The 26,981-nt window shown below is 62.6% G+C and carries 22 protein-coding genes and 1 tRNA gene; 6 read left to right on the top strand and 17 right to left on the bottom strand.

Annotated features, from left to right (window positions below; genetic code table 11):
- The 5 genes from AC4DF4_RS09045 to AC4DF4_RS09025 all read right to left on the bottom strand — a co-directional run.
- Positions 1–1,140: PP2C family protein-serine/threonine phosphatase (locus AC4DF4_RS09045; RefSeq protein ID WP_490047797.1), on the bottom strand; the 1,140-nt coding region annotated here is incomplete at its 3' end.
- Positions 1,137–1,574, bottom strand: coding sequence for a response regulator (locus AC4DF4_RS09040; RefSeq protein ID WP_490047796.1), 438 nt, complete (start codon positions 1,572–1,574; stop codon positions 1,137–1,139). The genes AC4DF4_RS09040 and AC4DF4_RS09045, both read right to left, overlap by 4 nt.
- The gene (locus tag AC4DF4_RS09035; protein WP_490047795.1) at positions 1,571–5,770 is read right to left on the bottom strand and encodes a PAS domain S-box protein; all 4,200 of its coding nucleotides are present in this window, start codon (positions 5,768–5,770) and stop codon (positions 1,571–1,573) included. Before AC4DF4_RS09035 ends, AC4DF4_RS09040 begins: the two co-directional genes overlap by 4 nt.
- An 8-nt stretch (positions 5,771–5,778) precedes the next feature.
- On the bottom strand, positions 5,779–8,784 hold the full coding sequence (locus AC4DF4_RS09030) for a chemotaxis protein CheB (protein ID WP_490047794.1): 3,006 nt from the start codon (positions 8,782–8,784) through the stop codon (positions 5,779–5,781).
- A gap of 109 nt (positions 8,785–8,893) precedes the next feature.
- The gene (locus AC4DF4_RS09025) at positions 8,894–9,904 is read right to left on the bottom strand and encodes an NHL repeat-containing protein (protein WP_490047793.1); all 1,011 of its coding nucleotides are present in this window, start codon (positions 9,902–9,904) and stop codon (positions 8,894–8,896) included.
- A 105-nt stretch (positions 9,905–10,009) separates the two neighbouring features.
- Here AC4DF4_RS09025 and AC4DF4_RS09020 point away from each other — a divergent pair, with 105 nt between their 5' ends.
- Positions 10,010–10,303, top strand: coding sequence for a PIN domain-containing protein (locus tag AC4DF4_RS09020; RefSeq protein WP_490047792.1), 294 nt, complete (start codon positions 10,010–10,012; stop codon positions 10,301–10,303).
- 8 nt (positions 10,304–10,311) lie between these two features.
- On the opposite strand, the gene AC4DF4_RS09015 is transcribed toward AC4DF4_RS09020, so the two are convergent.
- The 6 genes from AC4DF4_RS09015 to AC4DF4_RS08990 all read right to left on the bottom strand — a co-directional run bounded on the left by AC4DF4_RS09015 (position 10,312) and on the right by AC4DF4_RS08990 (position 13,861).
- Positions 10,312–10,677 (bottom strand): DUF5615 family PIN-like protein, encoded by a 366-nt coding sequence (locus AC4DF4_RS09015; protein ID WP_490047791.1) that lies wholly within the window; start codon positions 10,675–10,677, stop codon positions 10,312–10,314.
- Complete coding sequence (locus AC4DF4_RS09010) at positions 10,674–10,925, bottom strand: DUF433 domain-containing protein (protein WP_490047790.1); 252 nt, start codon at positions 10,923–10,925, stop codon at positions 10,674–10,676. Before AC4DF4_RS09010 ends, AC4DF4_RS09015 begins: the two co-directional genes overlap by 4 nt.
- A 104-nt stretch (positions 10,926–11,029) precedes the next feature.
- Positions 11,030–11,101, bottom strand: a tRNA-Arg gene (locus AC4DF4_RS09005).
- A gap of 53 nt (positions 11,102–11,154) precedes the next feature.
- The gene (locus tag AC4DF4_RS09000; RefSeq protein WP_490047789.1) at positions 11,155–12,399 is read right to left on the bottom strand and encodes a voltage-gated chloride channel family protein; all 1,245 of its coding nucleotides are present in this window, start codon (positions 12,397–12,399) and stop codon (positions 11,155–11,157) included.
- Positions 12,396–13,676 (bottom strand): class I SAM-dependent RNA methyltransferase, encoded by a 1,281-nt coding sequence (locus AC4DF4_RS08995; protein WP_490047788.1) that lies wholly within the window; start codon positions 13,674–13,676, stop codon positions 12,396–12,398. Before AC4DF4_RS08995 ends, AC4DF4_RS09000 begins: the two co-directional genes overlap by 4 nt.
- 47 nt (positions 13,677–13,723) lie before the next feature.
- Positions 13,724–13,861: a hypothetical protein gene (locus AC4DF4_RS08990; RefSeq protein ID WP_490047787.1), complete on the bottom strand. Its 138-nt coding sequence runs from the start codon at positions 13,859–13,861 to the stop codon at positions 13,724–13,726.
- 13 nt (positions 13,862–13,874) lie between these two features.
- On the opposite strand from AC4DF4_RS08990, the gene AC4DF4_RS08985 reads away from it, so the two are divergent.
- The 3 genes from AC4DF4_RS08985 to AC4DF4_RS08975 all read left to right on the top strand — a co-directional run bounded on the left by AC4DF4_RS08985 (position 13,875) and on the right by AC4DF4_RS08975 (position 16,671).
- Positions 13,875–14,117: a BlaI/MecI/CopY family transcriptional regulator gene (locus AC4DF4_RS08985; protein WP_490047786.1), complete on the top strand. Its 243-nt coding sequence runs from the start codon at positions 13,875–13,877 to the stop codon at positions 14,115–14,117.
- 25 nt (positions 14,118–14,142) lie between these two features.
- Positions 14,143–14,751, top strand: a complete 609-nt coding sequence (locus tag AC4DF4_RS08980) for a M56 family metallopeptidase (protein ID WP_490047785.1) — start codon at positions 14,143–14,145, stop codon at positions 14,749–14,751.
- Between the two features lie 246 nt (positions 14,752–14,997).
- A complete protein-coding gene (locus tag AC4DF4_RS08975) occupies positions 14,998–16,671 on the top strand; it encodes a putative transporter (protein ID WP_490047784.1) in 1,674 nt (557 codons plus the stop codon).
- Here the strand turns inward: AC4DF4_RS08975 and AC4DF4_RS08970 are convergent.
- The 5 genes from AC4DF4_RS08970 to AC4DF4_RS08950 all read right to left on the bottom strand — a co-directional run bounded on the left by AC4DF4_RS08970 (position 16,657) and on the right by AC4DF4_RS08950 (position 24,759).
- Positions 16,657–19,983: an efflux RND transporter permease subunit gene (locus AC4DF4_RS08970; RefSeq protein ID WP_490047783.1), complete on the bottom strand. Its 3,327-nt coding sequence runs from the start codon at positions 19,981–19,983 to the stop codon at positions 16,657–16,659. The two genes, AC4DF4_RS08975 and AC4DF4_RS08970, sit on opposite strands and share 15 nt — an antisense overlap.
- Positions 19,980–21,662 (bottom strand): efflux RND transporter periplasmic adaptor subunit, encoded by a 1,683-nt coding sequence (locus tag AC4DF4_RS08965; RefSeq protein WP_490047782.1) that lies wholly within the window; start codon positions 21,660–21,662, stop codon positions 19,980–19,982. The genes AC4DF4_RS08970 and AC4DF4_RS08965 overlap by 4 nt, the downstream gene beginning before the upstream one ends.
- 4 nt (positions 21,663–21,666) lie before the next feature.
- Entirely contained in the window at positions 21,667–22,911 is a 1,245-nt protein-coding gene (locus AC4DF4_RS08960) for a TolC family protein (RefSeq protein ID WP_490047781.1), read from the bottom strand.
- A gap of 102 nt (positions 22,912–23,013) precedes the next feature.
- The gene (locus AC4DF4_RS08955) at positions 23,014–23,379 is read right to left on the bottom strand and encodes a hypothetical protein (protein WP_490047780.1); all 366 of its coding nucleotides are present in this window, start codon (positions 23,377–23,379) and stop codon (positions 23,014–23,016) included.
- 231 nt (positions 23,380–23,610) lie between these two features.
- A complete protein-coding gene (locus AC4DF4_RS08950) occupies positions 23,611–24,759 on the bottom strand; it encodes a helix-turn-helix domain-containing protein (RefSeq protein WP_490047779.1) in 1,149 nt (382 codons plus the stop codon).
- Positions 24,760–24,823: 64 nt separating this feature from the next.
- Here AC4DF4_RS08950 and AC4DF4_RS08945 point away from each other — a divergent pair, with 64 nt between their 5' ends.
- Positions 24,824–24,973, top strand: a complete 150-nt coding sequence (locus tag AC4DF4_RS08945; RefSeq protein WP_490047778.1) for a hypothetical protein — start codon at positions 24,824–24,826, stop codon at positions 24,971–24,973.
- A 562-nt stretch (positions 24,974–25,535) separates the two neighbouring features.
- Here AC4DF4_RS08945 and AC4DF4_RS08940 read toward each other — a convergent pair.
- Entirely contained in the window at positions 25,536–25,823 is a 288-nt protein-coding gene (locus AC4DF4_RS08940; protein ID WP_490047777.1) for a leucine-rich repeat domain-containing protein, read from the bottom strand.
- A 26-nt stretch (positions 25,824–25,849) separates the two neighbouring features.
- Here AC4DF4_RS08940 and AC4DF4_RS08935 point away from each other — a divergent pair, with 26 nt between their 5' ends.
- Positions 25,850–26,587 (top strand): IS66 family transposase, encoded by a 738-nt coding sequence (locus AC4DF4_RS08935; protein WP_490047776.1) that lies wholly within the window; start codon positions 25,850–25,852, stop codon positions 26,585–26,587.
- Positions 26,588–26,981: the final 394 nt, after the last annotated feature.

Below are 26,981 nucleotides of genomic sequence, written 5' to 3'. Positions count from 1 at the left end.
GATCGCTTCGCGCAGGCTTTCCACGCCGAAGGCGTCGGCGCACGGGTTCTCGACCTTGTAAAGCCCGTCGGTGAAGACGAGCAGGGAATCACCCACTTCCACAGGGAGTTCCTGCGTGTGGTATTGCACGTCATCGAACAGGCCGAGCGCGGGGCCGGAGGCGTTGGGAGTGGTGATGGGCGCGACCTCGTCGGTTGCGGCGCGCAGCAGCAGCGGGCTCGGGTGGCCGGCGTTGGCGAAAGTCAGTCGCGCGGTTGAGACGTCCACCACGACATAACAGGCGGTGGTGAAAAGGGTGGCACCGAGCTGGCCGAGGATGCCGCGCAGCGAGTGATTCATCTTGGTGAGCAGCGCGCCGGGGTCGCCTGCCAGATCGCTGAGTTGCTCCTCAAGCGTGCGCATGATGGCGGTGACGAGCGCGGCGCGCACACCGTGGCCCATCACGTCGCACATGAAAATGCCGACAGCGGTGTCCGACACGCGGACGACGTTGTAATAGTCGCCGCTGACCGAGCTGGTCGGGTGGAAAATACTGGAAAATTTCACCGCACTCGCCGCTTGGGCCGCGCCCCGCGGGAGCGTGGGGAATTGGTTGGGCAGGAAGGTCATCTGGAGCTCGCGGGCCATTTGTAAATCCTCTTCCATCAGCGCGTTCTTCTCGCGCAGCTCGCGGGTGCGGTCCGCCACGCGCTGTTCGAGTTGTTCGTTGAGCGTGCGCAGGTCCGCCTCCGCCTTGCGGCGGGCGTTGCGCAGTTCGACTTCCCACAGCGCCCGGTCCACTGCGGGCACGAGTCGGCCGAGCCGGTCCTTGAGCACGAAATCCGTCGCGCCGTTCTTGAGCAGTTCGACTGCGGTTTCCTCGCCGACGGCTCCGGAAATGACGATGACCGGCACGTCCGGGCAGCGCTCCTTGGCCATCGCGAGGGCTTGCCCGCCGTCGAAGGTCGGCAGCCGGTAATCCGCCAGGATGAGCTCCGGCTTGAATTCAAAAATCGCGCGCTCGAAGTCGGCTCCGGTCTGCACGCGGGTGGCGGTGAATTCAATCCCGCCCTGCCTGAGTTCATGCATGATCAATTCCGAATCGATGTCGGAGTCTTCGAGTGCGAGAATACGGATTTCAGTCTTTTCCAGTGCGTTCATAATTTAATTAGGGGAGTCTCATTCAGGGTTGTCCAATACGAGCCCATATGGCTCACGACCTCAAGGAAGTTTTCAAAATCGACGGGTTTGACGATGAAACTATTAGCTCCTAGCCGGTAGGCTTCCGCCACGTCGCGGTCCTCGCGGGACGAGGTCAGGATCACGACGGGCAGCAGCTTGGTGCGCTCGTTGGCGCGGATCTCGCGCAGGACTTCGAGGCCGCCCACCTTCGGCAGTTTGAGGTCGAGAAGCACGACTTTAGGCGGTTTGCAGCCTTCTTCGGCCGCGCTGCCGTGCAGGAAATCGAGCGCTTCCTGGCCGTCGCTGACATGGACCAGATGGCTTACGGGCAGGCATTTCCTGAGGGCGCGGATCGCGAGCTCCGCGTCATGCGGGTTGTCCTCGACGAGGAGAATTTCGAATTGGGTTCTCATGATTTTTGATTCGGCAAGGTGAAGTAAAATGTCGCGCCGTGGTTGACTTCGGCCTCCGCCCAGACGCGGCCGCCGTGGCGTTGGACGATGTGCTGGACGAGCGCGAGCCCGACGCCGGTTCCCGGGAATTGCTGCTGGTTGTGGAGACGCTGGAAGACTCCGAACAGCTTGTCCACGTAGCGCATGTCGAAGCCGACGCCGTTGTCTTTCACGTAATAAATCCGGCCGCCGCTTTCGGCCTCTTTCACGCCGATTTCGATCTCCGCGACCTCCCGCTCCTTGGTGAACTTGAGGGCGTTGGTGAGCAGGTTGATCCACACCTGGCGGATCATCGCCTCGGTGCCTTGGGCGAGTGGCAGCGGGTGCAGCTCGAACCGCACCTGGCGTTCCGGTTCGAGCGCCGAAAGCTCGTCGAAGACCTCCTGCGCCAGCGCGTGCATGTCGATCCGCGCGGACTCGATGGTCTGGCGGCCGAGCCGGGAAAAGGCGAGCAAGTCGTCGATGAGCCGGCCCATCCGCTGGGCCTCGCTGCGGATCACGCCGAGCATCCGGCGGCCCTCGTCGTCGAGCTTGGGGGCGTAGTCGGCGAGGACCATGCGGGAGAATCCATCCACCGCCCGCAGCGGCGCGCGCAGGTCGTGGGAGACGGAATAACTGAAGGCCTCGAGCTCCTTGTTCGCCGCTTCCAGGGCGGCGGCGCGGCTTTCCAGCACGGCGTTGAGTTCGCGAATCCGCTCCTCCGCCAGCTTGCTCTCGGTGGAGTCGAAATTGATCCCCACCATCCGCTCGGCCTTGCCGTCGGCTCCGGGAATCACCATCTCGGAAGCCTGGATGATCCGCACCGCGTGGTCGGACGCGCGGGTGATCCGGAACTCGCGCTGATCGCGGCCACAGGTCGCGATGGTGTGCTGCAGTCGCGTCTCATGCTCGGCGAGTTCCTCAGGCAGCACCGCGGAGGTCCAATCCTGATAGATCGCCCGGCCATCCGGATTTGGCGGCAGGCCGTAAATTTCGAACATCCGCGCGTCCCACTTGAGTTCGTTGGTTTTCAGGTCCCACTCCCACACCGCGATGTCGGCCGCCTCGGCCGCCAGCCGCACGCGCTCCTCGCTCTCGTGCAGCGCCTCCTCCATCCGCTTGCGCACGCTGATGTCGGTGCGGATGGCGATGTATTGCTGCGGCTTCCCGTCCGGGCCGAGGAAGGGGACGATGGTGCTGTTCACCCAATAGATCGATCCATCCTTCGCGCGGTTTCTCACCTCGCCCTTCCAAGTCCGGCCGCTGCTGATCGTCTCCCAAAGTTCGCGGAAAAAAGCTTCCGGGTGATAACCCGAATTGACGATGCGGTGATTCTGGCCGACCAGCTCTTCCCACGAATATTTTGAAATCTCGCAGAACCGGTCGTTGGCGTAGGTGATCGTCCCGTCCGGGTCGGTGATGGCGACGATCGCGTGCTCGTCGAGCGCGTGTTTGAAATCGACGAGGGAGGCGTTGGCGGCTAGCAGCTCGGCGGTGCGCTCCTCGACCCGCCGCTCGAGGCCCACGTTGAGCTGGCGGATTTTCTCCTCCGCCTGCTTGCGCTCGATGGCGATGCGCGTGACATGCACCGCCCGTTCGATGAGTTCCAACTCGACGGGCGCGGGGTGGCGCGGCTGGCGGTGGTAAACGGCCAGCACGCCGAGGACTTTCCCCTGGCTGTCATGGATCGGCGTGGGCCAGCAGGAGCGCAGGCCGTGCTGGCGCGCGAGCTCGCGGTAGCCCGCCCACAGCGGGTCGCTGGCGATGTCCTCCACGATCACTTGCCGGTCCAGAGAAACCGCCGCCGCGCAGGGCGCGACCTCGGGACCAATGACCAGACTCTCGAGGCTGCGGCTGAATGCCTCCGGCAAGCCGGTGCCGGCGCCGAGCCGCAGGTGGACGCCGTCCTCATCGAGCAGCATGACCGAGCAGATCGCTCCCTGCAGTTGATCATTCAAGCCAAGCATCAAATTGCCCAGCACCTGGCCCAACGGCTCGGTGCTGACGATCGATTCCATGGCGCTTTTCTCCCATGCCAGAAGTTGCTGGGCGTGCCTGCGGGCGGTGACGTCCATCACCAGGGAGGCGACCCCGGTGCAGGTGCCCTGGTCGTCGATGAGCGGCGTGTTATACCACTCGCAGAGGATCTCGCCGCCGTCCTTGCGGATGTTCTTGTTGGAGGTTCGTTCGCCGCCGCGGCGGTGGATCAAGTTCTGCCAGATTTTATCCAAACACGCATGAAATTCCTCCGGCACGATAAAGGACGCGGGCTGCCCGGCAGCCTCCTCGGGGCTGTATCCGAAAATCGTCTGTGCCGCGGGATTCCAGCGGCTGACCCGGGAATCCATGTCCCACTCGATGACGGCCATCGGGGTCTGCTCGAAGTGCAGTCTGAGCTTCTGGGTGGCCATCCGCAGCGCTTCCTCCGCCTGCTTGCGCTCGGTGATGTCGGTGTGCGCGACGATGACGCCGCCGATGTTGCCCGTGGGCCGGACCACTTCCATGGTGAACCAGCGCGCGCGACCGGGCGCGTCGCACGGGTATTCCAGATTGAAATGTGTTTTCTCGCCCGACAGCACGGCTTCCACCCCGGCGACGGCGGCTTGCGCGTATGGATCGCCGACATGGATGGCAGGTCCGCAGACTTCCAGATAGTTCGCGCCCACGCCGACTTTCTCCTCGGCCGGGTTGCCGTTTTCGCGGGCGAAGCGCAGCCACGGCTCGTTGACCGCGAGGATTTTCCCCGTCTGGTCCAAGACCACGACGTGCGCGGGCAGGGAGTTGAGGATGGACCGCTGGAACTCCTCGCTCTCGCGCAGCGCTTCCTCGGCCTGTTTGAGCCCGGTGATGTCGAAGGCGGCGCCCACCAGGCCGGTGATGGTCCCGTCCCCATCGCGCAGCGGCACTTTGTTGATCAGTAAAATCCTCGGCTCGCCGGCGACGATTTCCTTCCGGACTTCCTGATTGACGAGCGGGACGCCTTTCAAAACCGCTTCCTCCTCGAGTCGCAGGCATTCGGCGACTTCCGGCGGATAGAAATCCGCGTCGGTCTTGCCGACCAGCTCCTGCGGGGAGGCCGCGCCCATGTTGGTGGCGCAGGCGCTGTTGGCTAACAAGAAGCGGCTTTCCCGGTCTTTCACGAAGATCCAGGTGGGCAGCAAATCCACCAGGGTGCTCAACAGCTGCCGCTTGGCGGCCAACGCCTCTTCCGCCCGTTTGCGCTCGGTGATGTCCCGCACCGTCGCCGCATAACTGGTGATTACGCCATCCTTGCTGGTCAACGAAAACGGGCTGACGGTCGCCGGAAAGCGCTCGCCGTTACGCCGCATGAAGGTCAGTTCGAAAATCCGCACGCCGCCCTTCATCGTCTCGCAGAGCGCGGCTTGGATCCGCTCGTATTCCTCCGGCGGCCAGTAGGCGTGCGGCGGCCCGGCACCGACGAGCTCTTCCCGTGAAAACCCGGTCATCCGGCACAGGGACGGATTTGCCTCCACGATGACGCCGCTTGGATCAATGATCGAAAAGCCGTCCTGCATCGAGTGGATCAGGCTGTTGGAAAACTCGAGCGAGTCGCGCAGCGCCTCCTCCGCGTGCTTGCGCTCGCTGATGTCGCTGACGACGAGGCGGATTTCCGACGCGCCCTCGGCGTCCTGCGCGAGGGTGGCCACGAGATGCACCCAGACCGGAGTCATTTCGCTCTTCAGCAGGCGCAGCTCGCAGGCCTGCGGGTCGCCGCTGACCCGCAGCCGCTTGCTCGTTTGATAAAAAATGTCCTGGTCCGCCGGCAGGATGAAGCCGGAAACCGGCCGCTGGACCAGCGCGCTGCGGCTAACGCCGAGCAGGTTGGCGGCGCTGAGATTGACCTGCCGGATCATTCCCGACTCGCTGAGGGTGAGATAGCCGACCGGAGCCAGCTCGTACAGGTCGAAGTAGCGCGCGCGGCCGGCGCTCAATTCCGCCTGCGTCCGCCGCAGCTCCTCGTTCTGCAACTCCAGCTCGATCTGATGGACCCGGAGTTCATGCAGCATCTTCTCCACCTCCTCGAGCGAAAAACCCGCGAGCTGTCCCTGCGAGCTGGTGCCCCGTTCCCGGGCGAGGGCCTCGGCCCGCCGGCGCAAGGCGTCTGCGGCGCTTGCCGAAGCGGCGGAATCTGCGGGGGCTGGATCCTTGTCGGGCATCGGGTTTTTCACACTAATACAGGACGCTCGGTCGTCGCAACCGCATAAATCTGTCCGGCTGCATCGAGCAACGCGGTGGCGATGATCCTCACATTGACGACTTCGCCTTGCTTGCTGAGGTGTTGCGTTTCGTAAGGTTCGAGAATTTCGGCCCGGCTGAGCTGGTTGAGCCGGGCGAGCTCTTCCTCGCGGCGGTCCGGCGGAATCCGGTCGCGAGTGTTCATCGCCAGCGCCTCGGCCTCGCTCCAGCCGTAAATCCGCGTGGCGCCGGGGTTCCAGGCGGTGATGCGGCCTTCCAGATCCTGCACGGTGATGGCGTCGTTGGCGTCGCGGACGACCACCGCCAGCCGCTGGAGTTGCTCGTTGGCCTTGCGCAGCGCGTCGCGCGCTTGCACGATTTCCGTGACATCGACGAAGGAAATCACCGCGCCTTCGATCACGTTTTCGAGCGTGCGGTAAGGCTGGATGTGCATCGCATACCACTTGCCGTCGAGGGCTTGGACGGTCGTGTCGATGGCGGCCAGCGAGTCGAGCACGGACCGCGTGTCCGCCACCAAGCGGTCGTAGCCGACGAGGTTGGAAACGATGTGAGCGACCGGCCGGCCGACGTCGGAGGGGATCAGGTTGATGATGGCGCTGGCGGCCGGGGTGAAGCGCAGGATGCGCAGCTGGTGGTCCACGAACACGGTGCCCACGCCGGTGCCGGCGAGCAGGTTGTTCATGTCGTTGTTCGCGCGAGTGAGGTCGGTGACCTTGGTTTGCAGCTCGGCGTTGACGGTGGCGAGCTCCTCGTTGACCGACTGGAGCTCCTCCTTGGACGTTTCGAGCTCCTCGTTGGAGGATTGCAGCTCCTCGTTGACCGACTGCATTTCCTCGTTAGATGCCTTGAGCTCCTCGGTCGAGCTCTCCAGTTCTTCGTTGGCGCTGCGGAGGTAATCCTCCTTGGCCCGCAGCTCCTGCCTGAGCGCGAGGATCAGCGTGTCGGTTTCCTGCCCGGTGCCGGCGGGGGCGGCGGGGGGCGGCGACTGCACGGCCGGAGCATCCTCCAGAATGATCAGATAGAGCGGCGACTCGGGACTCGCAGCAAGGCCGCTGGTCACCGGACGGATGGTCAGGTTGACGGTGCTGAAATGGCTGTTGGTCTTCACGTGCAAGCCGGGAGAGCAAGCGGTTTCCTTGGTTTCCACCGCCTTGTGGAAGGTGGAAACCAAGCTCGACCGCAGTCCGTCGCGGGCCATTTTCAGGATGTTGTTGATGCCCGCCTCGCCCGGAGCGAGCTCCAGATACATCCCGGTGCGGCCGTGCAGGTAGAGGATGTCGCCCCGGCTGTTGACCAGTGCGCCCGCCGGAACGACCTGCTGCAGGAGCGCCTGCTCGGTGAGCTCGCGCAACGGCACCTTGGCGGGGAGCTGCGGCGTGGCGGCGCCCGGCGGCAGCAACGGATAGGGCGTCCCGGCCGGCGGCAGGAAATGGCTCAGCAACGAGCGCGGCAGGCGGTGGAGGTCGCCCTGCCGTTGATAGATCTTGGACTTGCGGTCCAGCGCGGTGAACAGGTCGCCGAACTCGCCCACCCCCTCGGAAGTGCCCAGAAACAGGATTCCGCCCGGCTTCAATGCGTAGTGAAACAGCGGGATGAGCTTCTTCTGCAATTCCGCCCCCATGTAAATGAGCAGGTTGCGGCAGCTGATCAGGTCAACCCTGGAAAACGGCGGGTCCTTGATCACGTCCTGCTCGGAAAAGACCAGCAGGTCGCGGATGTTCTTGTGAATCCGATAGACGCTGCCGTCCGCCTCCGCCGTGAAAAACCGCGCCAGCCGCTCCGGCGTCACGTCCACCGCGATGCTCGCCGGATAGAGTCCCGCCCGCGCCGCGGCGATCGCCCGGCTGTCGATGTCGGTGGCGAAGATCTGCACCGGATAGTGGCGTTTCAAGGCTTTCATGCGTTCCACCAGCAGGATGGCGATCGAGTAGGCTTCCTCGCCGGTGGAGCATCCCGCCGTCCAGATCCGGATGGGCTCGCCGGCGGGCTTTTCTTTCAACAGCTTGGGAATGACCTCCCGCTCGAGATACTCGAAAGCCTCCCCGTCCCGGAAAAACCTCGTCACGCCGATCAACAGGTCCCGGAACAACGCCTCCACCTCGGCCGGGGTGCTTTGCAGGAACCTGACGTATTCATCGACCAACTCGATCTGGTGGACCGCCATCCGCCGGTCGATGCGGCGATGCACGGTGCTCGGCTTGTATTGGGAGAAATCATGGCCGGTCTGGGCGCGCAGCAGGATGAAAATTTTGCGCAGCTCGTTCACGGTCTTGCCGGCCAGCGAGGTGGCGGGCCGCTCGGGCTTGCCGAAAGCATGGGCGGCGTAAGCGATGAGCCGCGCAGGCATCTCCGCAGGCGGCAGCACGTAATCCACCAAGCCGGTGGCGATGGCGCTGCACGGCATGCCGTCGAACTCGGTGGACTCCGGGCTCTGCGCCATGACCATGCCGCCCTCGCCCTTGATCGCCCGCACGCCGAGCGCGCCGTCACGGCCGGTACCGGAAAGCACGATGCCGACGGCCCGCTCGCGCTGGTCCTGCGCCAGCGAGCGGAAGAAGAAATCGATGGGCAGCCGCTGGCCGCGCGGCTCGGAAGGTGGCAGCAGTTGCAGCGCGCCATTGAGAAACGCCATGTCGTGGTTCGGCGGGATGATGTAGGTGCAGTTCGGTTGCACGACCATCCCGTCCTCCACCTCGAACACCTGCATCCGCGTGCAGCGGCGGATCAAATCGGTGAGAATGCTCTTATAATCCGGAGCCAGGTGCTGGACCAACACGAAGGCCATTCCCGGATCGGTCTCGGCCGGCATCCCGGCGAAAAACGCCTCGAACGCCGCCAATCCTCCTGCCGACGCGCCGATGCCGACCACCGGAAATCCCCTCGCCGGTTCCTCCGATCCTGCGGACGACCCTACCGCTTTGGTAGCCCCTGCCTCGAATTTTTGCCTCTGGTTACCTTCTTTTTTCCGGGTCATGATTGGGTTTCCACTGCCCCCAACTAGCAACAAATGCACACCCTGCCAAGGCCCAAATCTTCGAAGGGGCTTGAAAATCCAAAAATGGCCAAATCAGTTCCGAAAAAGACTAAAGCTTGGTCAGCTTGGTGATGCGGCCGGTCTTGTTCCAATCCTGGACGTAGAGATTCCCAGCCTTGTCGAAACTCAGGCCATGCGGCGCGGTGAAAATCCCGAGCTGCTGGTCCTGCGGGGACACTCCGAAATTCGCCCACTGCGCCTGGTTCGGGTTGTCGCCGAGGAAAGCCACCGGCGTGCCCGTCTTATCCAGAATCGTCACGCGTGCCTTGAGCTCGGCCACCGCCACGGCGTCGCCGAGGATGCTCACGGCGCAGGGCAGCCGGAGGTTGCTGGCGTGGACGCCGAGCCAGTTCCCTTCGAGGTCGAAATGCACCAGCCGGTTCTTCGCCCGGTCCGCGACGAGCAGCCGAGGCTCGCCGAAACGGGTGTCGATCGCCAGCCCGTGCGGCGTGTCGAACTGCTTTTCATCGCCCCCCTTGCTGCCGAAGGATTTCAGCAGCTTGCCGGTCGCGTCGAACTTGTGGACGATGTTCGCGCCGTATCCCGTCGCCGCGAAAATGCTGCCGTCCGGAGCCACCGTCACCGCCGTGAGCCCCTTCCAACCGCCGGGAATCTCGCCGGTGGCGGCGTTGGGGATTTCCAACAGGATTTTCCCTTCCGTATCGATCTTGCAAACCCGCTGCGGCGGCTTGTTGCCATTGAGCTGGGCCCCGTAAATCACGGCTTTCCCCTCCTCCTTGCGGATCGCCATCGCGTGGAATCCCTGGCACTCCGGGGCGATGGTGCGGAGAAACTTGCCGTCCGGTTGATACACCAGCACCGACAACTCGGAATCCGTGGAGACGTAAATCAGCCCGCTGTCGTCATCCACCACCACGCCGCCGTGAGTCGGACCGATGATTTTCCCGTCCGGCAGCTCGCCCCAGTGCGGCACCGCCTCGAACGACCAGGCGCCGTTGCCCGTGCGCACCGCGGTGTGAGGATCATTTCCCGGCTTGGTGCCGGCATCAGGGTGGGCGAAGGCAAGCGGGGCGATGAGGAATGGAATGAGGTAGCGCATGGTTGTTGGGATGAATTTCACTCTACGAATCAAACCCCCGCCAATCTTTCGACCGAAATTCGCCCTTCCCCGCCGCTGCGGAAAAGCGCGGCGAGGAACTTGTGAATGCCTGAGGTCGTCTGTGACACCACGCCTCGCCAATACCTGCACCAAACCGGCGTGCTTCAGATCCTTCCCGCATGGTATGGCAGGATCTTGATCCCAAGGGCCGTGGCGAATGAGATCGACGCAGGCTTGAAAGCGGGAGTCAACCTGCCGGACTTGGTCTCTCTCGACTGGAGCGCTCGGGCTTCCGATTGGCGGAATCCACCCGGATCGATTTCCTCAAGCTCGCCCCGGCAGCTGGTAAAGGCAAATCGCCAGCCGCTGCCGAGGGCCGATCCGAAACAGCCCAGGTGAAAGGGATGTCAAACAGGAGGCTCGAAGACGCGGACCCGGCCTTCCTCAACAATCCAGAGGGAACCCTCGAACGGTTGGGTTTTGAGCGCGCCGAGCAGGGTGGCTAAAAGACGATGAAGGACTTCCTCGCTCATGCGGGCAGAGGCGCGGAGCACGGCGATTCCATGATGCTCAGAGGGTGGAAAACGGAAGGGGTTTGCGAAGTCTAGATCGAGTGTGACGATGCCGCGTTGATCCAACCGGCAGCGGGCGGCGACTTGTTCATCGGTGGCCGAGCAAAGGTCCTGCTCAGGAACCGAACAGACGTCGTGCCCGGCGGCAGCGAGCATGTCCCGGCCCCGCAGACCGAGGTTTTCATCGAGCTTTAATTTCATGCGACGGGCTCCAAGGCAACGGGCACGAAGCGTTCATGGGACATCGCGGAACCGTAAGCGATGCAAGCGTGAATGTCTTCCAAGGTGATCTGCGGGAAATGAGAATCGATGATTTCCTGCGGTGTGAGACCGGTGGCGAGGAGATCGAGCACCATCGAGACCCAGATGCGATGCCCACGGATGCAGGGACGACCACCGCAGCGGGCGGGATCGATCCAGATATGGGCGTGGAGGTCTTCGGTAGTCATGGCGGTGAATTCTAAGGGGGCGGGGCTTCGATTGCAAAGGGGAATGCGGGGACTGGTCCCGCCCCTGGAGGCCGATTCCATTGGCTCAGCCACGATTTACCAAATGCCCCCGTCAAGAATCGAACTTGAATCTAGAGTTTAGGAAACCCTTGTTCTATCCATTGAACTACGGGGGCTTGGAACGCCGGAGGGCGGGGAGGAAATAACCGGACGGCGGGTGGCAGGCAAGTTACTTGTGAATTTCCTGCGACTGGCGCTGGGCGGTGTAAATGCCTTGGCGGCCGCTGCAACGGTAGGCGACGAGGCAGGCGGTGGCGAGGTAAAGGCCGTTGCCCGCGCCGAAGAGTTCCATGCCGAGGAAGGTGGAGGCGAGCGGGGTGTTGGTGGCTCCGGCGAAAATGGCGACGAAGCCGAGCGCGGCGAACAGATCAACCGGCGCGCCGAGGGCGAGCGCGAGTGAGTTTCCAAGCGCGGCGCCGATGAAGAAGAGCGGGGTGACTTCGCCGCCTTTGAAGCCGGCGCTGAGGGTGATGACGGTGAACAGCAGCTTCCACGCCCAGGCGCTGGCGGGGATTTCCGTGGAGCGGAAAATGGCGGGCAGGGTGACGGCGTCGGGCCCATTTCCCAGCACGCCGAGGCCGAGGTAGTCGCCCGTGCCGGCGAGGAAAAACAGGCCGATGACGAGCAGTCCGCCGACGACGGGGCGGAGTTCGGGGCGGGGGATGTAGGTCTTGAAGGCGCCGCCGAGGCGATGGGAGAGGGTGGAAAACAGCCGGCTGGCGAGGCCGAAGGCGACGGCGGCGAGCAGGACTTTTCCCATCAGCAGGAAATCGAGCGAGGACGCGGCGGCCGGGACATCGACGGAGTAATGGGTGTGGCCGATGCCCCAAGCGCGGCAGGTCCAGTCGGCGAGAACGGCGGCGAAAAAGCAGGGGATGAGCGCGTCGTATTGGACGCGGCCGACGATGAGGACTTCCAGCGCGAAGACGGCTCCGGCGACGGGCGTGCCGAAAATCGAGCCGAACCCGGCGGCGACTCCGGCCATCAGCAGGATTCGGACGTGGGCGGCTTCGAGCTTGAGGAGGCGGGCGAAGGTGGCGGCGATGCTGCCGCCCATTTGCAGCGCGGTGCCCTCGCGCCCGGCCGAGCCGCCGAACAGGTGGGTGACGAGCGTGCCTATTAAAATAAGCGGGGCCATCCGCCTGGGGACTCCCGCGCCGGGCTGGTGGATTTCATCGATGAGCAGGTTGTTCCCGCCGTTGGCGGACTTGCCGTAAAAATGATAGAGCATGCCGACGCCAAGTCCGGCGACTGGCAGGAGGAAAAGCAGCCGGGGATGGGCGAATCGGACGAGCGTGACGGCATCGAGCGCCCACAGGAAAAACGCGGACGCGGAGCCGACGGCCACCGCCAACGGGGCGAGGATGGCGAGCCATTTCAAGGCGGCGAGCAGTGGGGCGGAGAGCCGGGTCATCGGGGCGGCGGGAATCTGGCAGGTCCCTCGGCGCATGGCAGTAGTTCCTCCGTGCGGCCGTTTTTCACCAGCGTCATCACGCATTCAAGGTGACGCGTGTGCGGGAAGAGGTCGAAGGGCTGGACGTCGGCCAGCTGATAGCCGCCCTCGCTCAGTTGCTTGAGGTCGCGCACCTGGGTGGCGGGGTCGCAGGAAACATAGACGACCCGGGCGGGGCCGAATTTCACGAGCTGGTCGATGAACTCCGGCGTGCAGCCCTTGCGGGGCGGGTCGATGACGACCGCCGTCTCCGCGGCGGGGAAACTGATCTGGTCGAAGATCGCCTCGGCGGAGGCGGTGAGGAATTTCGCGTTGGTGATGGAGTTGGCGGCGGCGTTCTTGCGCGCCCACTCGCAGGACGTTTCGGAAACCTCGACGCCGGCGACCTGCTCGAAACTTTTCGCCAGAGTTAGGGAAAACAGGCCGGAGCCGCAGTAGGCGTCCACCAGGAATTTCGCGCCGCCGGCGGACGCCTGCTTCGCGACGTAGCCGGTGAAGGCGGGGAGGATGAAGGGGTTGTTCTGGAAGAAATCGCCGGCGAGGAACTGGAATTTCAGATCGCCGACATGCTCGGTGGCCACGGCGCGGAAGTCGGTTTCCACGCGGTCCTCGGTGGCCCGGAGCAGCACGGTGGCGCCGCGCTTGAAGGTGTTAGCCCGTGCGCGGAGCCCCTCGCGGATGGCGGGGAGCTCGCGGTTGATCGTGTCCATCGCGATCGGGCACTGCGGCACGTCGATGAGCGAGGAGCGGCGGCCGAAGGCGAGAAAGCCGATCGGCCCGAGGTCGCCGTCCTTGGCCTTTTCAAAGTGCGGCGTGATTTTCGAGCGGTAGTTCCAGGTTTGTTCCGAGGACAGGCAGTCGTTCACCGGGAAGGTGATGGCGGCCATGTGCTTCATCAGCTCGCCGACCTGGCGGGTCTTCCAGGCGAGCTGTTTGTCGTAGGAGAGGTGCTGGTATTGGCAGCCGCCGCACTCGCCGAAAAGCGGGCAGCCCGGAGCGATGCGGTCGGGCGAGGGGACGAGCACCGCGACGAGATCGGCGTGGGAGCAGTTCTTGTCGTTGCGGAAGACGCGGGCTTTCACGATTTCCCCCGGCAGCGAAAACGGCACGAACACGACCCAGCCATCGATCCGGCCGACGCCCGCGCCGAGGTTGGTCAGGGCGTCGATGGTGATCTCGATTTCCTGATGATACTCGAACGGCGTGGGGACAAATTTTTTCGGCGGGCGTGGAAACATGGTCGGGCGGAAGATTGGCCGCCGGACCCGCCCGCGGCAACCGAAAGTTAAGGTGCCTTCGCGAACGGTTGCGCGGCGTCGCGGCGGTTCACTTCGGCGGGCATCCAGGTCCATGGGTTGACGTTTTTCTCGGTAAACACCGCGATGCCGATGACTCCGATGTTGCGGGTATTGCCGTGCCGCATGTTCGCATAGGAATTGGAGACGCTGGAGCAGAAGAAGCTCGTGACACATTCCAAGGATTCGCGGCGCTACGTTTACTTGCCCGCCGTGTCGGAAAAGAAGGCGAAAACCACCGCGCTCAAGCAGCTTCTCGCGACGTTTTTCGAAGGAAGCCCGGAAAAGCTCGTCGCATCGCTGCTCGATCCGAAGGACCAGAAACTCAGCACGGAGGAAATCGCCAGAATCCGGAAACTGATCGGCGACAGCGGCGGGAAATGAATCGCTCACCCATCGGAAAAAACAGATGATCCCGATCCTCACATTTTCAGCCGTGGCCGCCGCACTGGCTTTTCTAGCGGGAAGAAGGGACGCGGCGGGTGTTTGGAAGCCGGTTGTTTTCGTGCCCGCTTCGTGGTGCGAATGGCCGGAGGAGAGCCGGCGCGTGGTGCTTGAACACGAACTGGCGCATCATCTCAGGCGTGATCCTCTGTGGCGGTTGTTAGTCGAGCTGGCTTGCGCGGTGCACTGGTATCACCCGCTCGTCCGCTGGATGGCGAGGCGTTTCATCATGCAGTGCGAGTATGCCTGCGACGCGATGGTTTTGGGCAAAGGCATCGACGCGAAAGTTTACGCGCGCGTCCCCTGCGATTTTGCGGAAGAGCGTCCGCATTCCCCGCTCGCGCTCTCGATGGCGGAAACATCGTCGCTGGAGAGCCGCGTGAGCCGGATGCTGAAGCCGGCCCGGTGCCTCAGTTGGAAAACCTTGATGTTGCTTGGAGGGGTCGGGCTGGTGTCCGCGTGCATGATATCGATGGTCGGCCGGAAAGCCGGCATCGACGCGCCTGTGCCAGCGGTGGAAACACGCCTTCGGTTGACGGCGGATCCGTTTCCGGGTGAGCATCAAGCACATTGAAAACCTCCGCACTCATCTTCCGGTTCAGGGTTTTCGATGGCGTTATTCATCGTAGGGCTGGTAGTCAGCGGCGTCACCGCCTTTCCCCTGCTGCTTGAGCTCAGGATTCTAGCGAATTGCCTGGGCCTGCTCAAGCAGATCGAAAAATCCGGCTGATCGACCGCTTCGTGGAAAACGCTTCATGCCGCGCACGGACAATGGCGGTAAATGCATTGCCTGTCCCGCTCCCGGGGCCAATATCGCCCCGTGACTGAATTCCTCTCGCGCATCAAAGAAATCTCGCCGCACGCCGAGCCCATTCTCGTGCTTTCCCTCACCGCCATCCTCGGACTGCTGCTCGGCAGCATCAAAATCCGCGGCATGAAACTCGGCGTCGCCGGGATGCTGTTCAGCGGGCTGCTGCTCGGCCATTTCGGCCTCAGCCTCGATCCGCACCTGATGGCGTTCCTCAAGGAGTTCGGCCTGGTGTTGTTTGTCTTCACGGTGGGTCTTCAGTTAGGGCCCGGCTTTTTCAACTCCTTGAAAAACGACGGGCTCAAGCTCAACTCGCTCGCCGTCATCGTGGTGCTTCTCGGCGCGGGCATCGCCTACGGCACCGGGTACTTCCTCAAGTGGGACATCGGCGTGATGGCCGGCACCTTGTCCGGCGCCACCACCAACACCCCCTCGCTCGGTGCCGCGCAGCAGGCGATGGCGACGACCGGAAACGGAGCCCAACAGGCGAATCTCGCCGCCATGGCCTACGCCGTCGCCTATCCGTTCGGGGTGCTCGGGATCATCCTCGCGATGGTGATCATCCGCATGATTTTCCGGATCGACCCGAAAAAGGAACTGGTCCTTCTCCAGCAGAAAATGGCGGAAGGCGTCAGCGAAGTGCGCCGCGCCACCTTCGTCATCGAAAACGCCAATCTAGCGGGCGAGTCGATCAAGAACATCCCCGGACTCGGCGACGAAGGCATCGTGGTCTCGCGCATCCGCAGGGAATCCGAGGAGGAAACCCACGTGGCGACCCGCGACACGGTGATCCAGCTCGGCGACAGGGTGCTCGCCGTGGGGTCGCCGGAACAACTCCACCGTGCCGAGCTCAGCGTGGGCCGCGAGGTGGACGAGGATTTGCGCGCCGCGCCGGGAAACGTCACCTCGAAGCGGGTGATCGTCACTCACAAGGACGTCGTCGGCAAGACCATCGCCGCCACTCAAATCTCCCAGCGCTTCGGAGTGACCGTTAGCCGCGTCAGCCGCCAGGACATGATCCTCACCGCCATGCCCGACATGCGCCTGCAGTTCGGCGACATGCTCAATCTCGTCGGCGAGGAAGCCGCGATCGACCAGGCCGCGAAGGTTCTCGGCAACTCTGTCCGGCAGCTCAACGAGACGAGCTTCGCCTCTATATTCGTCGGCATCACGGTGGGGATTCTCTTCGGACTCTATCCGTGGAGTTTGCCCGGAGTGCCGGTGCCGCTGCGCCTCGGCCTGGCAGGAGGCCCGCTGATCATCGCCATCCTGATGGGCCGCGTGGGGAAAATCGGCCCGCTGGTCATCCACATGCCGATCAACGCGAACACCGCGTTCCGCGAGCTCGGCATCATCTTTTTCCTCGCCTGCGTCGGTCTTGGCGCGGGTGGGAAATTCGTGGAAACCGCCTTCTCCGCGACCGGCCTGCAATGGATGGCGCTCGGAGCCGCCGTCACCACCATTCCGCTGGTCGTCGTCGGCGTGGTCGCGCGGAAATGGCTCAAGGTCAACTACCTCACCCTCGTCGGCGTGCTCGCCGGCAGCATGACCGACCCGCCGGCCCTCGCCTTCGCCAACAAGCTCGCCAACTCCGACTACCCGTCGTTGTCCTACGCCAACGTCTATCCACTGACGATGCTGCTACGGATTCTCGTCGCGCAAATGGCGGTGCTATGGCTTTGCTGATGCGTCGCCGAGCGATGCGTGGAGCGTGCCTTTCCTGAGCTCGCGCTCGCGCAGCCAGAGGAAAATCACCGGGGTGACGATGAGGATGTGGATCAGGCTGGAAATCATCCCGCCGATGACGGGGGTGGCGAGCGGTTTCATGACTTCCGCGCCCTGGCGGCTGCTCCACATGATGGGCAGCAGGCTGGCGACGGTGGTGGCCACGGTCATCACCTTCGGGCGCAGCCGGAGTTTGGCTCCGTCTTTGACCGCCTGAACGAGATCGGCTTGGGAGAACGCGGCGCCGAGTTTCGCCATGCTCGTCTTCACGGTCTCCTCCAGATAGACGACCATCACCACGCCCGTCTGCACGGCGGTGCCGAACAGCGCGATGTATCCGACCCAGACGGCTCCGTTGAAGTTATAGCCAAGAAATTTCTGCAACAGCACTCCGCCGCTGAGCGCGAACGGCACGGCGAGCATGACGTGCGCGGCCTCCATGCCGCTGTGGAATACCATGAACAGCAGCACGAAGATCACCATCATCACCAGCGGGAAAATCAGCCACATGGTCTTGGTAAAGCGGCGTTGGTTCTCATACTCGCCGGTCATTTTGTAAGTCATGCCCTCCCAGTTCACGGTCTTCAGCTTCTGCTCGATCTCCTCGACGAAGCCGCCGAGGTCGCGGTCCTGGACGTTCGCTTGCACGTAGCTCCGCAGCTTGCCGTTTTCCGAGGCGATCTCATTCGCACCGATGCTTCGGGTGATCTTCGCGACCATGCCCAGCGGGATGTAGGCGGAGTTTTCACTCATAGGCCCTATACGACCTATGGGACCCATATCGGATCTCCCGGCGATAAGTATCCGGCTCAGTTTCTCGATATCATCCCTCTCCCCGCGTTCGACGCGGATCTGGATGGGGAAGCGCTGGCGACCTTCGATGGTGGTGCTCACGTTTTTTCCACCGATGGAGACCTCCACCGCATCCAGCACGTCCTTCGCGCTCAGCCCGTAGCGGGCCATGGCGACGCGATCGACCTCGATGTTCAGATAGGGTTTCCCCTGGACCCGTGACGGGGAGACGCCGGCCGCGCCCGGGACTTCGTTGATGAGCTTCTCGATCTCAAACGCCTTGCGCTGGATGGCGTCGAGATTGTCTCCATAGATCTTCACCCCGACCTGCGCGCGGATGCCGGTGTAGAGCATGAGGATGCGGTTTTCGATGGGCTGGAGGAACGCGGGCACGTAGCCGGGAACCTGCTTCATCTTCTCGGTGAGCTCTGCCTTGAGCTTTTCCATCGTCATGCCCTCGCGCCATGCGGGGTTACGCTTCACGCGGAATTTTCCGTTAGTAATGTATTCGGGCTTCAGCATGATGGTGGTTTCCAACATCTCGGTGGGCGCGGGATCGGTGGCGGTCTCGAAGCGGCCGAGCTTGCCCGCCACGGTTTCCACTTCGGGCGTCGCTGCGATGATCTGGTCCTGCCACGACATGACGCGTTGGATTTCCTTGAAGCCGGTCTTCGGCATCAGCACCGGCATGTGCAGCAGGCTGCCCTCGTTGAGCGGCGGCATGAACTCCTTGCCGAAGCCCGCGAACAACTCCGCGGTGCGGTTGAATCCGGCGTCGGCGAGCTGCTTGGTGGTCGCCCGCGGCAGGCCGAAGGCCAGAACCATGCAGAACGCCAGCAATACCACGGCCGCGCCGACGACCGTCTTGCGGTGCTCCAGCGCCCACGAAAGCGCCGGATCGTAAATGCGCATCAGGAAGCTCATCACGATGTTGCGGTCCTCCTCGTGATAGGGGCCGCGCACCAGGTAGGAGCAGAGCACGGGCACCAAGGTCACGCCTAGCAGCGTGGCTCCGAGCATCGCGAAGGTCTTGGTGAAGGCCAGCGGATGGAACAGTTTTCCTTCCTGGCCGGTGAGCGCGAAGACGGGCAGGAATGCGAGCAGGATGATTCCCATCGCAAAGAAGATCGGGCGGCCGACTTGTTGTGAGGCGGTGAGGGTCGTTTGCCAGCGTTCGGCTGCGGTGAGCGGGCGGCCTTTTTCCTTCTCCTCTGTTTCGCAGTGACGGATGACGTTTTCGGTGACCACGATGGCCGCGTCCACCAGCACGCCGATGGCGATGGCGATTCCCGTTAGCGACATGATGTTGCTGGTGATGCCGAATTCCTTCATCAGGAGGAAGGAAACGAGGATCGAAATCGGCAGTGGCAGCGTGACGATGAGGATGCTGCGGAAGTGCCACAGGAAAATGATGTGGGCGAGCGTGACGAGGATGATTTCCTCGACAAGCGCGTGCTTGAGCGTGTCGATGGTGCGGTCGATCAACTCGCTGCGGTCGTAGAACGGACGGATGCTGACACCGGGCGGCAAGCTGGCGGCGATCTCGTCGATCTTCAGCTTCACCCGCTCGATGACGGCTTTCGCATTCTCGCCGGTGCGCATGACCACGGTGCCGCCGACGGCTTCGCGGCCGTTCAAGTCAAGCGCGCCGCGGCGGAAGTCACCGCCGATCTGGATGGTGGCGATGTCTTTCAGATAGATCGGCGTGCCGTTCACCGCCTTGACGGTGACGAGTTCGAGATCCTCGGGTCCGGTGACCAGGCCGATGCCGCGGAGGACGAATTCCGCGCCGTTTTCTTCCACGGTTTTTCCGCCGACGTTGAGGTTGGCATCCTGCACGGCGGTCATCACCTCCATCAAAGTGATGTTGGCGGCGCGCATCTTGGTGGAGGAAAGCTCGACCTGGTACTGCTTCACGAAGCCACCGATGCTGGCCACTTCCGCCACTCCCTGCACACTGGCGAGGTCGTAGCGGATTTTCCAATCCTGCAGTGAGCGGAGCTGTGCGAGGTCATAGCCGCCTTCCGGAGATTTCGCCGGATCCACGTGCAGATAATATTGATAGACCCAGCCGAGTCCGGAAGCATCGGGACCGAGTTGCGGCGTCACCCCCTCGGGCATCTGGCCCTGGAGGAAATTCAACCGTTCCAAAACCCGGGCGCGGGCGAAGTAGGTATCGACCTTGTCCTCGAAGATGATGGTGGCGAGCGAGAATCCGAACATGGATGTCGCGCGCACTTCCTTCACCCCCGCGAGTCCTTGCAACCCGGTGGAGAGCGGAAACGTCACCTGGTCTTCCACTTCCTGCGGGCTGCGGCCCATCCAGTCGGCATAGACGAGCACCTGGTTTTCTGTCAGATCCGGGATGGCGTCCACCGGCGTGAGGCGGACGGCGCGAATGCCCGTCACGACTAGCAGGAGTGCGCCGCAGAGGACGAGGAAGCGGTTTTTCAGGCTCCATTCGATGACTTTTTCAATCATGGCTTGATCTCCTTTCCGCATTCAAGCATCTCGCTTCCGAAGAACGGATTGGCCATGCTGCGGCCGCCGGCTTGGATCCAGCGGGCTTTCTTGGGGGCACCGGGGATGGCTTCATCGACCATCGGGCACTCATAGATTCGAAACTCCGGAGTTTGTCCGGCTTTGCGCAGTGGTTCGAGCGCTGCGGTGGCGGCGACGGAGAACTTGTGGAAGGCGATGCGCGCCGCTTTCAGGTCTTCGAAACCGTGGAAGTGGCGGGCCTTGTCGAGCTCGTCGAGGTTCTCCACGTTAGGGCGCAGGAGTTTGACCATCGCGCCGGTGACGTTCATCGCGGGTTCGCTGGCGGTGTTGAATTTCGCGAGGTCGTCCGCGGCGAGCGCGGCGGCCATGGCATCGGCGACCTTGATGAAGTCGGCGATGGATTTCTTTTGCTCCTCGTTGAGCCCAACCAGCGGCGCCGCCACCGTCATGGTTTCGGGCGGGCTCATGAAGGAGCGGTTCATTTCCGCCTGACCGTCGATGAGCAGGTTGCCGTTGGTGACGACGGCGTCGCCCTCCTTGATGCCTGATAGAACTTCAACCAGAGTGTCTCCACGGCGGCCTGTCTTGATGACGGTGTGTTCGTAGGCGCCTCCTTCCTGATCGATGTAAACCACGGCATCCGAGCCGGTTTCAATCACGGCGGAACGCGGGACGGTGAGCACGGCGGGTGCTTCGAGTTCGATTTTCCCGTCGGCATAGAGGCGGTGGAGAAGTTCGCGGCGGCCGTTGACGAGCGGGTTGTCCAGCTCGACGCGCACTCGGGTGGAGCGGGTGGCTTCATCGAAGTTAGGATCGATGAAGGTGATTTTCCCGACGAACTCCTTGTTGGGAATCGAGGGGGTGGTGACCGTCACCGGCAGGCCGGGCTTGATCCACGGCATGTCCTGCTCGTAGGCGCGGAACATGAACCACATGGTGGAGAAATCGGCGAGTTCGAAGAGTTGCTGGCCGGTCATGACGTATTGGCCCTCGTAGATCGATTGGGCGACGACGGTGCCGCTGATGGGTGATAGAATTTGCGAGGTAAGCGAGTCGGCGGGCTTTTGATCGAGCGTGCCGATCTGGGTCTGGGTGAGGCCCATCTGGCGGAGCCGGAGCGCGGTGTTCTTCTTGAGCTCGCCGCCGAGCTGGCGGTATTCGCGCTCGGCCTGGAGTAGCGAGGGGCTGTAGAATTCCGCGAGCGGCTGGCCTTCGGTGACCTCGGCTCCGATGTAATTGACGTGAAGCTTGTCGATGCGGCCGTCCACGTAGGCGGAGAGCACGCGGTGGCGCATGGCGTTGTCATCAATGGTGCCGGACACGCTGAGGGTGCGGACGAGCGGCCGGGTTTTCGCCTCGGCGGTCTGGACGTGCAGCACCTGGATCTGGTTTTGGGTGAGTGCGACGACATTGCCGCCGCCGGATTCGTCGAAGCCTTTTTCACCTTCGTAAACAGGCGTGAGTTCCATGCCGCAGATGGTGCAGCGGCCGGGTTTGTCGCTCTTGATCCACGGGTGCATGGCGCTTTGATAGAAGGCGGGCTTGCGCTCGGCTGTCGAGGAGACGACAGGGGATTCCGCTGCGATTTTCCGCAAGGTGAACCAAGTGGCTCCTGCGGCTAACACGGCGGTGATGAGGATGGTGAGTAGTGTTTTCATGGCTTCAACGGTTGGGGACCAGGGTTTGGAGTTCTTCAAGTGCCGCGAGTTGCATGGCGATCATGCGGCGTTGTTCGAGACGGATGGAAAAGAGCGTGCGGGCGGAGGCGAGAAGATCGCTCAAGGGTGCCTTGGAGCTGATCCATGCCGCCTCGATGGTCTTGGAGGTTTGCAGGGCTTTCTCATGGATCTCGCCGGAATACGCGCGGGCCTCCGCGGCGGCGTTGGCGGCTTCGGTGGCGGCGCTCAGGACCATGGTGGCCACCTCGCGTCGCATCGTTTCCACATCCTGGGTGGAGGAGAGTTCGCGGCTACGGGCGGCGGCGATGTCAGCGCGATAGGAAGTGTCGTTAAACCATGGCAGTGTCATTTTCACGCCGACCATCGTGCTGCGGAAGTCGGCGCTCGAGGCATAGACGCTGGTGTCCACGCCGACGGAGATTTCCGGCAGGCGTTCACGGTCGGCCATGCGGGTTTCCGCGTTGGCGGCGGCGGCCATTTCCATCATGGCCCGGACCTTCGGATTCGCACGCGGGATGCGGGCGATTTCCGTCCGGGCCAGCGGCACGGGTGGCGGGGTGGCCGGCAATTTCATCACGGGCCAGGGCGATTCGAGCGGACGGCCGAGCGTGAGGTTGAGCTTTTGGGCGAAGCCCTCCCGGCTGCGGCGGGCGGCGTCGAGCATTTGTTGATCCTTGGCCAGCTCGGTTTCCATGCGAAGCGCGTCGCTGCTGTTTGCCATGGGATCGGCGGCCATTTGGCGCGCGTTTTCCACGATGGCGGTGAGCCAGGCGACCTGGGTTTGCTGGAGGGCGATGGATTCGTCGGCGAGTGCGAGTTCGATGGCGATGCGGGCGGCCTCCGCGGCAGCGGCGAGCGCCGGGGTGCGGGAGTTTTCCGCCGCGGCACGCTGCATGGCTTCGGCCTTGCGGCGCCGGGCATCGAACATCCCTGGTTTGGGCAACACTTGTTCGAGTCCGATAAGGATGTCGCCATCGTCCATGCGCATCATTTTTTCAGCGATCGTGAAGCCCAGGCCGACCATGGGGTCCTCCCAGAGCCGGACGGCGCGGGCATCGTGACCGGCGGCGGTCGCGAGGTGTTTTCCGGCTACCGCAGACGGATGTGTTCGCGCCGCTTCCTTCCTGATTCCGGAGAGAAAATCATGGTTTAAAAGTTTGGCCTCCTGCGCGTGCAGGAAACTCCCGGCCACGATCAGGCCGGTGAAAATTTTTGATATCGAGTTCATAAGTCATGTGAGTCATGGGATGGAATTTTCAAGCGCCCGATTTCGTCCGCCAAAGGATGCGGCGAAGATGGATGGGCACAATACGCCTGTCAGGGCGCGGACTCAGATGACGAAACTGCAGAAGGCCACGGACAGCGGCACTCCTGCATAACCGCTCCGGCCAGGTGCCGGAATGGCGACCGCCATCCCGGCGGCGGGTGGACAAACTAGCGGAGCGAGGAGCGCGACTTCAGGCGCTTCTGAAATGGACAGCTTCACCTCGACGCTCGCGGGGAGCAGGGGAGCGGGTTGTTGGTTTTCGCGGGTTTCCCTGGCGCACGGGCAGGATTTTGAACCCTCACAGCAACAACTCGCGGCATGGGCCTGGGTTGCGCATGGCTCCGCTGGCTGGGACGCCAAACATCCCGGCATCTGGGACAACTGGAGGACCAGTCCCATGAACAGCGCGATGATCAACCTGATGTTCATTGCCGGGATTAGAGTAATCCGCCGGCGGGATATTCCAAGATTTATTCTCTGGACGTGCAGGGACGTCATGTCGACTCGCTCCATCTTCTCCGCGCCTGGGCTGTCAGCTTCGCCAGCGGCCTCAATGATACCCCCGGGATCGCCGCGGTTCTCGCGGGATTGGCTTTCTCCAGCTTCAAGTGAGCCATGATCAGCATTTCCTGCTGCTGACGGGCGCTTGTTAGGGGCGGGTCAGGCGTCCGGAGCGGACTCGTGGGCGAGGGTTTGTAGGCGTTCGAGGCTGGCTGCTTGCAGTTTGAGCGGGCCGCCCTTGGTTTCCCAGTTGGCGATGCTGGCGGCGCTGACGCCGAGCCTGGCGGCGAAGGCCTGACGGGTGAGGCCGAGGCGGGCGCGCAGCTTGCGGATGGAGGCGGGGCTGGCTTTGAACGGGCGTGGCTTTTTGACGGCGGCTTTTTTGGCCTTGGGCGCGGGCTTTGCTTGCGCCTTGGAAACCGGGGGGGGCGCTTCTGTTTCCAGATCGATGCCGAAGACATCGCCGAGGGCGGCGGAGTCGAGGGTGCGGCGGCGGCCGGAAGCCTTGGTCGGGCTGCCAAGGGCGATGGCGGGATCGACGGCGGAGATGAGGTCGTTGTGATCCACACCCCGGAGTTTGAAGAGCAGTTCGGGCCGGGTATCGAGGCGGGCGCCGACGCCATAGAGCACGGCGGCAAGGTGCTTGCAGAGGCCGGCGTAATCCGGGCAAGAGCAACTGAGTTTGATCTCCTTGGGCTTGGGAAAAAGCCCGTCGTCCTTGTGGGTGACGATGGTCATGATTTCACCTGAGACTTTTCCTTGGAGCAGTTCGATGAGGGAGCCGATTTTTCCTTGGGAGCGCGATTGGAGGGTTTTCCAAGTGGCGGCGGGGAGTGCGCCGATGGTGATGGTTTGCTCGTAGAGCGAGGAACCTTGGACGAGGGACTCAATACGGCCGGCGGTGATGGCGAGGTGGAGAACGGAGCCGTTGCGGACATAGGTGCGGCCGCGTGGCAGGCGGTTTTCGTAATCGCTGAACGATTCGAGATGCTTGCACCAGGCACTGCCCCAGAAGCTGGTGGCGATCTTGGTGCGGTGGCTGAGCTCACCTAACGGCTCGATGATCCGGCCTTTTTTCTGGAGTTTTGCCAACTCCTTCTGCGCATTGATCCGGCGTTGGGCGACCGAGACGTAGGGGGCGAAATGGCTGAAATACCGGCTCATGAGAGGCTGCTGGCGATGATGATGGTTTGCGGGATGGTGGTGATCGGCATCACCGGCCACGCCTTGAGATTGGTTGCCAGTGGCGCGGGTGTCGATTTTTTCTTCCTTCGTCCCATCGAACCGGAGGTGGAGAAAAAGAGCCAAGGCGCAGCCCGAATCCCCAATTGCGGCTGAAATGCCGGTTTCCGCCCGCTAGCGTGTGCGCCTGATGAGCGAACCCGACGATGCCGCCGCCTCCCTGAAGGCAATGCAGGACGCAATTTACCGGGAGAAAATCCTCCGCGCCCGGAAATTGACGCCCGAGCAGCGGCTGGCGGATGTGTTCGAGCTCTCAAATCACCAGTTCATGACAGAGTGACAGATCAATAATTAGAATTAGGAATCCTCTTGGCATCTGGCTCTGCGGCGGCAGGGTGGCTGGATGCGAAAGGCTCGGTGGCAGTGGAATTGGAGGAAGTCAGGAAATCGGCGGGTGATGGCGGTAGTGCTGACGCTCGCGTGGCGGAGACCCACGCCCGTTTCACCTATCCCATCACCATCAATGCGAACCGCCGCTTCTACCGAATCAGGGCCACGCGCTAGGGGTGAGAGCCGCTTTCTTCCTGCCGCCATTTCACCGCAAGGAACCATGAACCAGATCCTCCGCGCTTTCCTGACATTCATCCTACGCCTGACCTGCTCGCTTGTTCCGGGGTTGAGGGGCATAGAACCGGTCAGCATGTATTCGAGACCGACTTCCTCCACGCGGCGGGCGACATCGAGGAGGAAATCGAGTTCGGAAAGCCTCTCTGGGGTACCAGTCCCCGCAGTAGAACAACTACGCCTTTTATGATGGGAAAATCTACTACTGCGGGGACTGGCACCCAAAGACGACTTCTTTCTTCTGAAATGCCGATCCGCGGAAAGGGGGGCACCCACTCTTAAGGTCTTATGATCTCGACTTTAAAATCCACGTTGAAGGCATGAGGCGATATCTTCGTATTGGCATTGAGCAGAGTCACGGTCTTAAGCGCATCGCAATTCGCGAAGGTTCCCGGCCCGATGGTTTCAACGCCTTCAGGGATGACAATCGATTCGAGCTCCCTGCAATGCGCGAACGCGCGCTTGCCGATGGTCTTGAGCCCTTTGGGAATCATGATGGATCTCAGTGATTTGCAATCGCAAAACGATTCATCGCCAATGTCTGTCACCCGCGCCGGGATGATCAAAAGTAAGCCCCCCGAGCGTCCGCCGTTTGAAAAACCTCGGTGGCTATTGCCGCGTCCAGCGAGCGAGAGACAAAACCGTCCTTCGCGCAGCCTGTCTCGCCCACATCCGGCGGAAATTTGAAAACGCCCGCGCCGAGCGACCCGAAGTCATCGACTGGATCCTGCGCATCATCGCCCGACTATACATGATAGAAAAGCCACTGCGTGAATACAAAGTGGACGCCGCCGTGCGTTTGCGCGTCAGGCAGAACCGCAGCCGCCCGCCCATGAATTTGTTAGGCAAGGCGTTCAAACGCCTGATCACCACCCGCATCCGGCCCAAGAGCGGATTGGGCCAGGCGCTCCAATACGCCCTTGGCCAGTGGCCCGCCATGCAGACTTTCCTTGAAGACGGTCGGGTGGAAATCGACAACAACGACACCGAGAACGACATCAGGCCAAGTGCCGTCGGAAAAAAGAACTGCTTTCTTCATGATAAATCGTTGCGACGTTCGTGCGCTGGAAAGCGGGTTGCGCTGCTTGGACACCCGGCGCCTGTTAGTTATTTGCGAGATTCGAAATTTGGCTTCGAGCACTCGATGGATGCGCTTATCGCATTGGCAAAAGACACAGGTGAATTCAAAGTTACGGCGGCATTTGGCCCGCAGCATGGAATGCGCGGCGAGCTTCAGGACAACATGCAAGAGACTCACACGTACACAGATCCCGTGTGGCAAGTTCCGGTTTACTCGCTCTATGGTGACGTACGCAGACCGAATTGCTAGGAATTTGCTTTTGGGATGAAGGCCGTTGAGAAAGCTCATGGGAGGACCAGAGGCGGGGGAAAAAGGGGTTGAAATGGGCTGTTTCAAGTGCAAAGTTGACAGTATTGGGCGGCCCGCCCATCGCCAAGGGAGGGCGTGATCGCCGGCCGCGCCAACTTGTCCGCCGTCTGGCACTGCCGGTCCGGCTCCCTTGGCAACACCCTTTCGCCCCTCGCCCTCAAGGGCCGCCAGGCTGACTCTAACATTGAAATCAGCCGCTCACCGTTGTGAGGCGGACCCGAAAGTTCGACCACGGAGGGGCTAAACTAAGCGGGTGTGGTGGGGCGCGGGAAAGAGATAGGTGATCATGGATTGGGGATCAAGGTTGGAGTGGCGAGGGACTCGATTTTGGGAA

This window comes from Luteolibacter sp. (assembly GCF_058122085.1).
The sequence above is the reverse complement of the archived record's forward strand: the minus strand, read 5'-3'. Positions and strand labels throughout refer to the sequence as shown.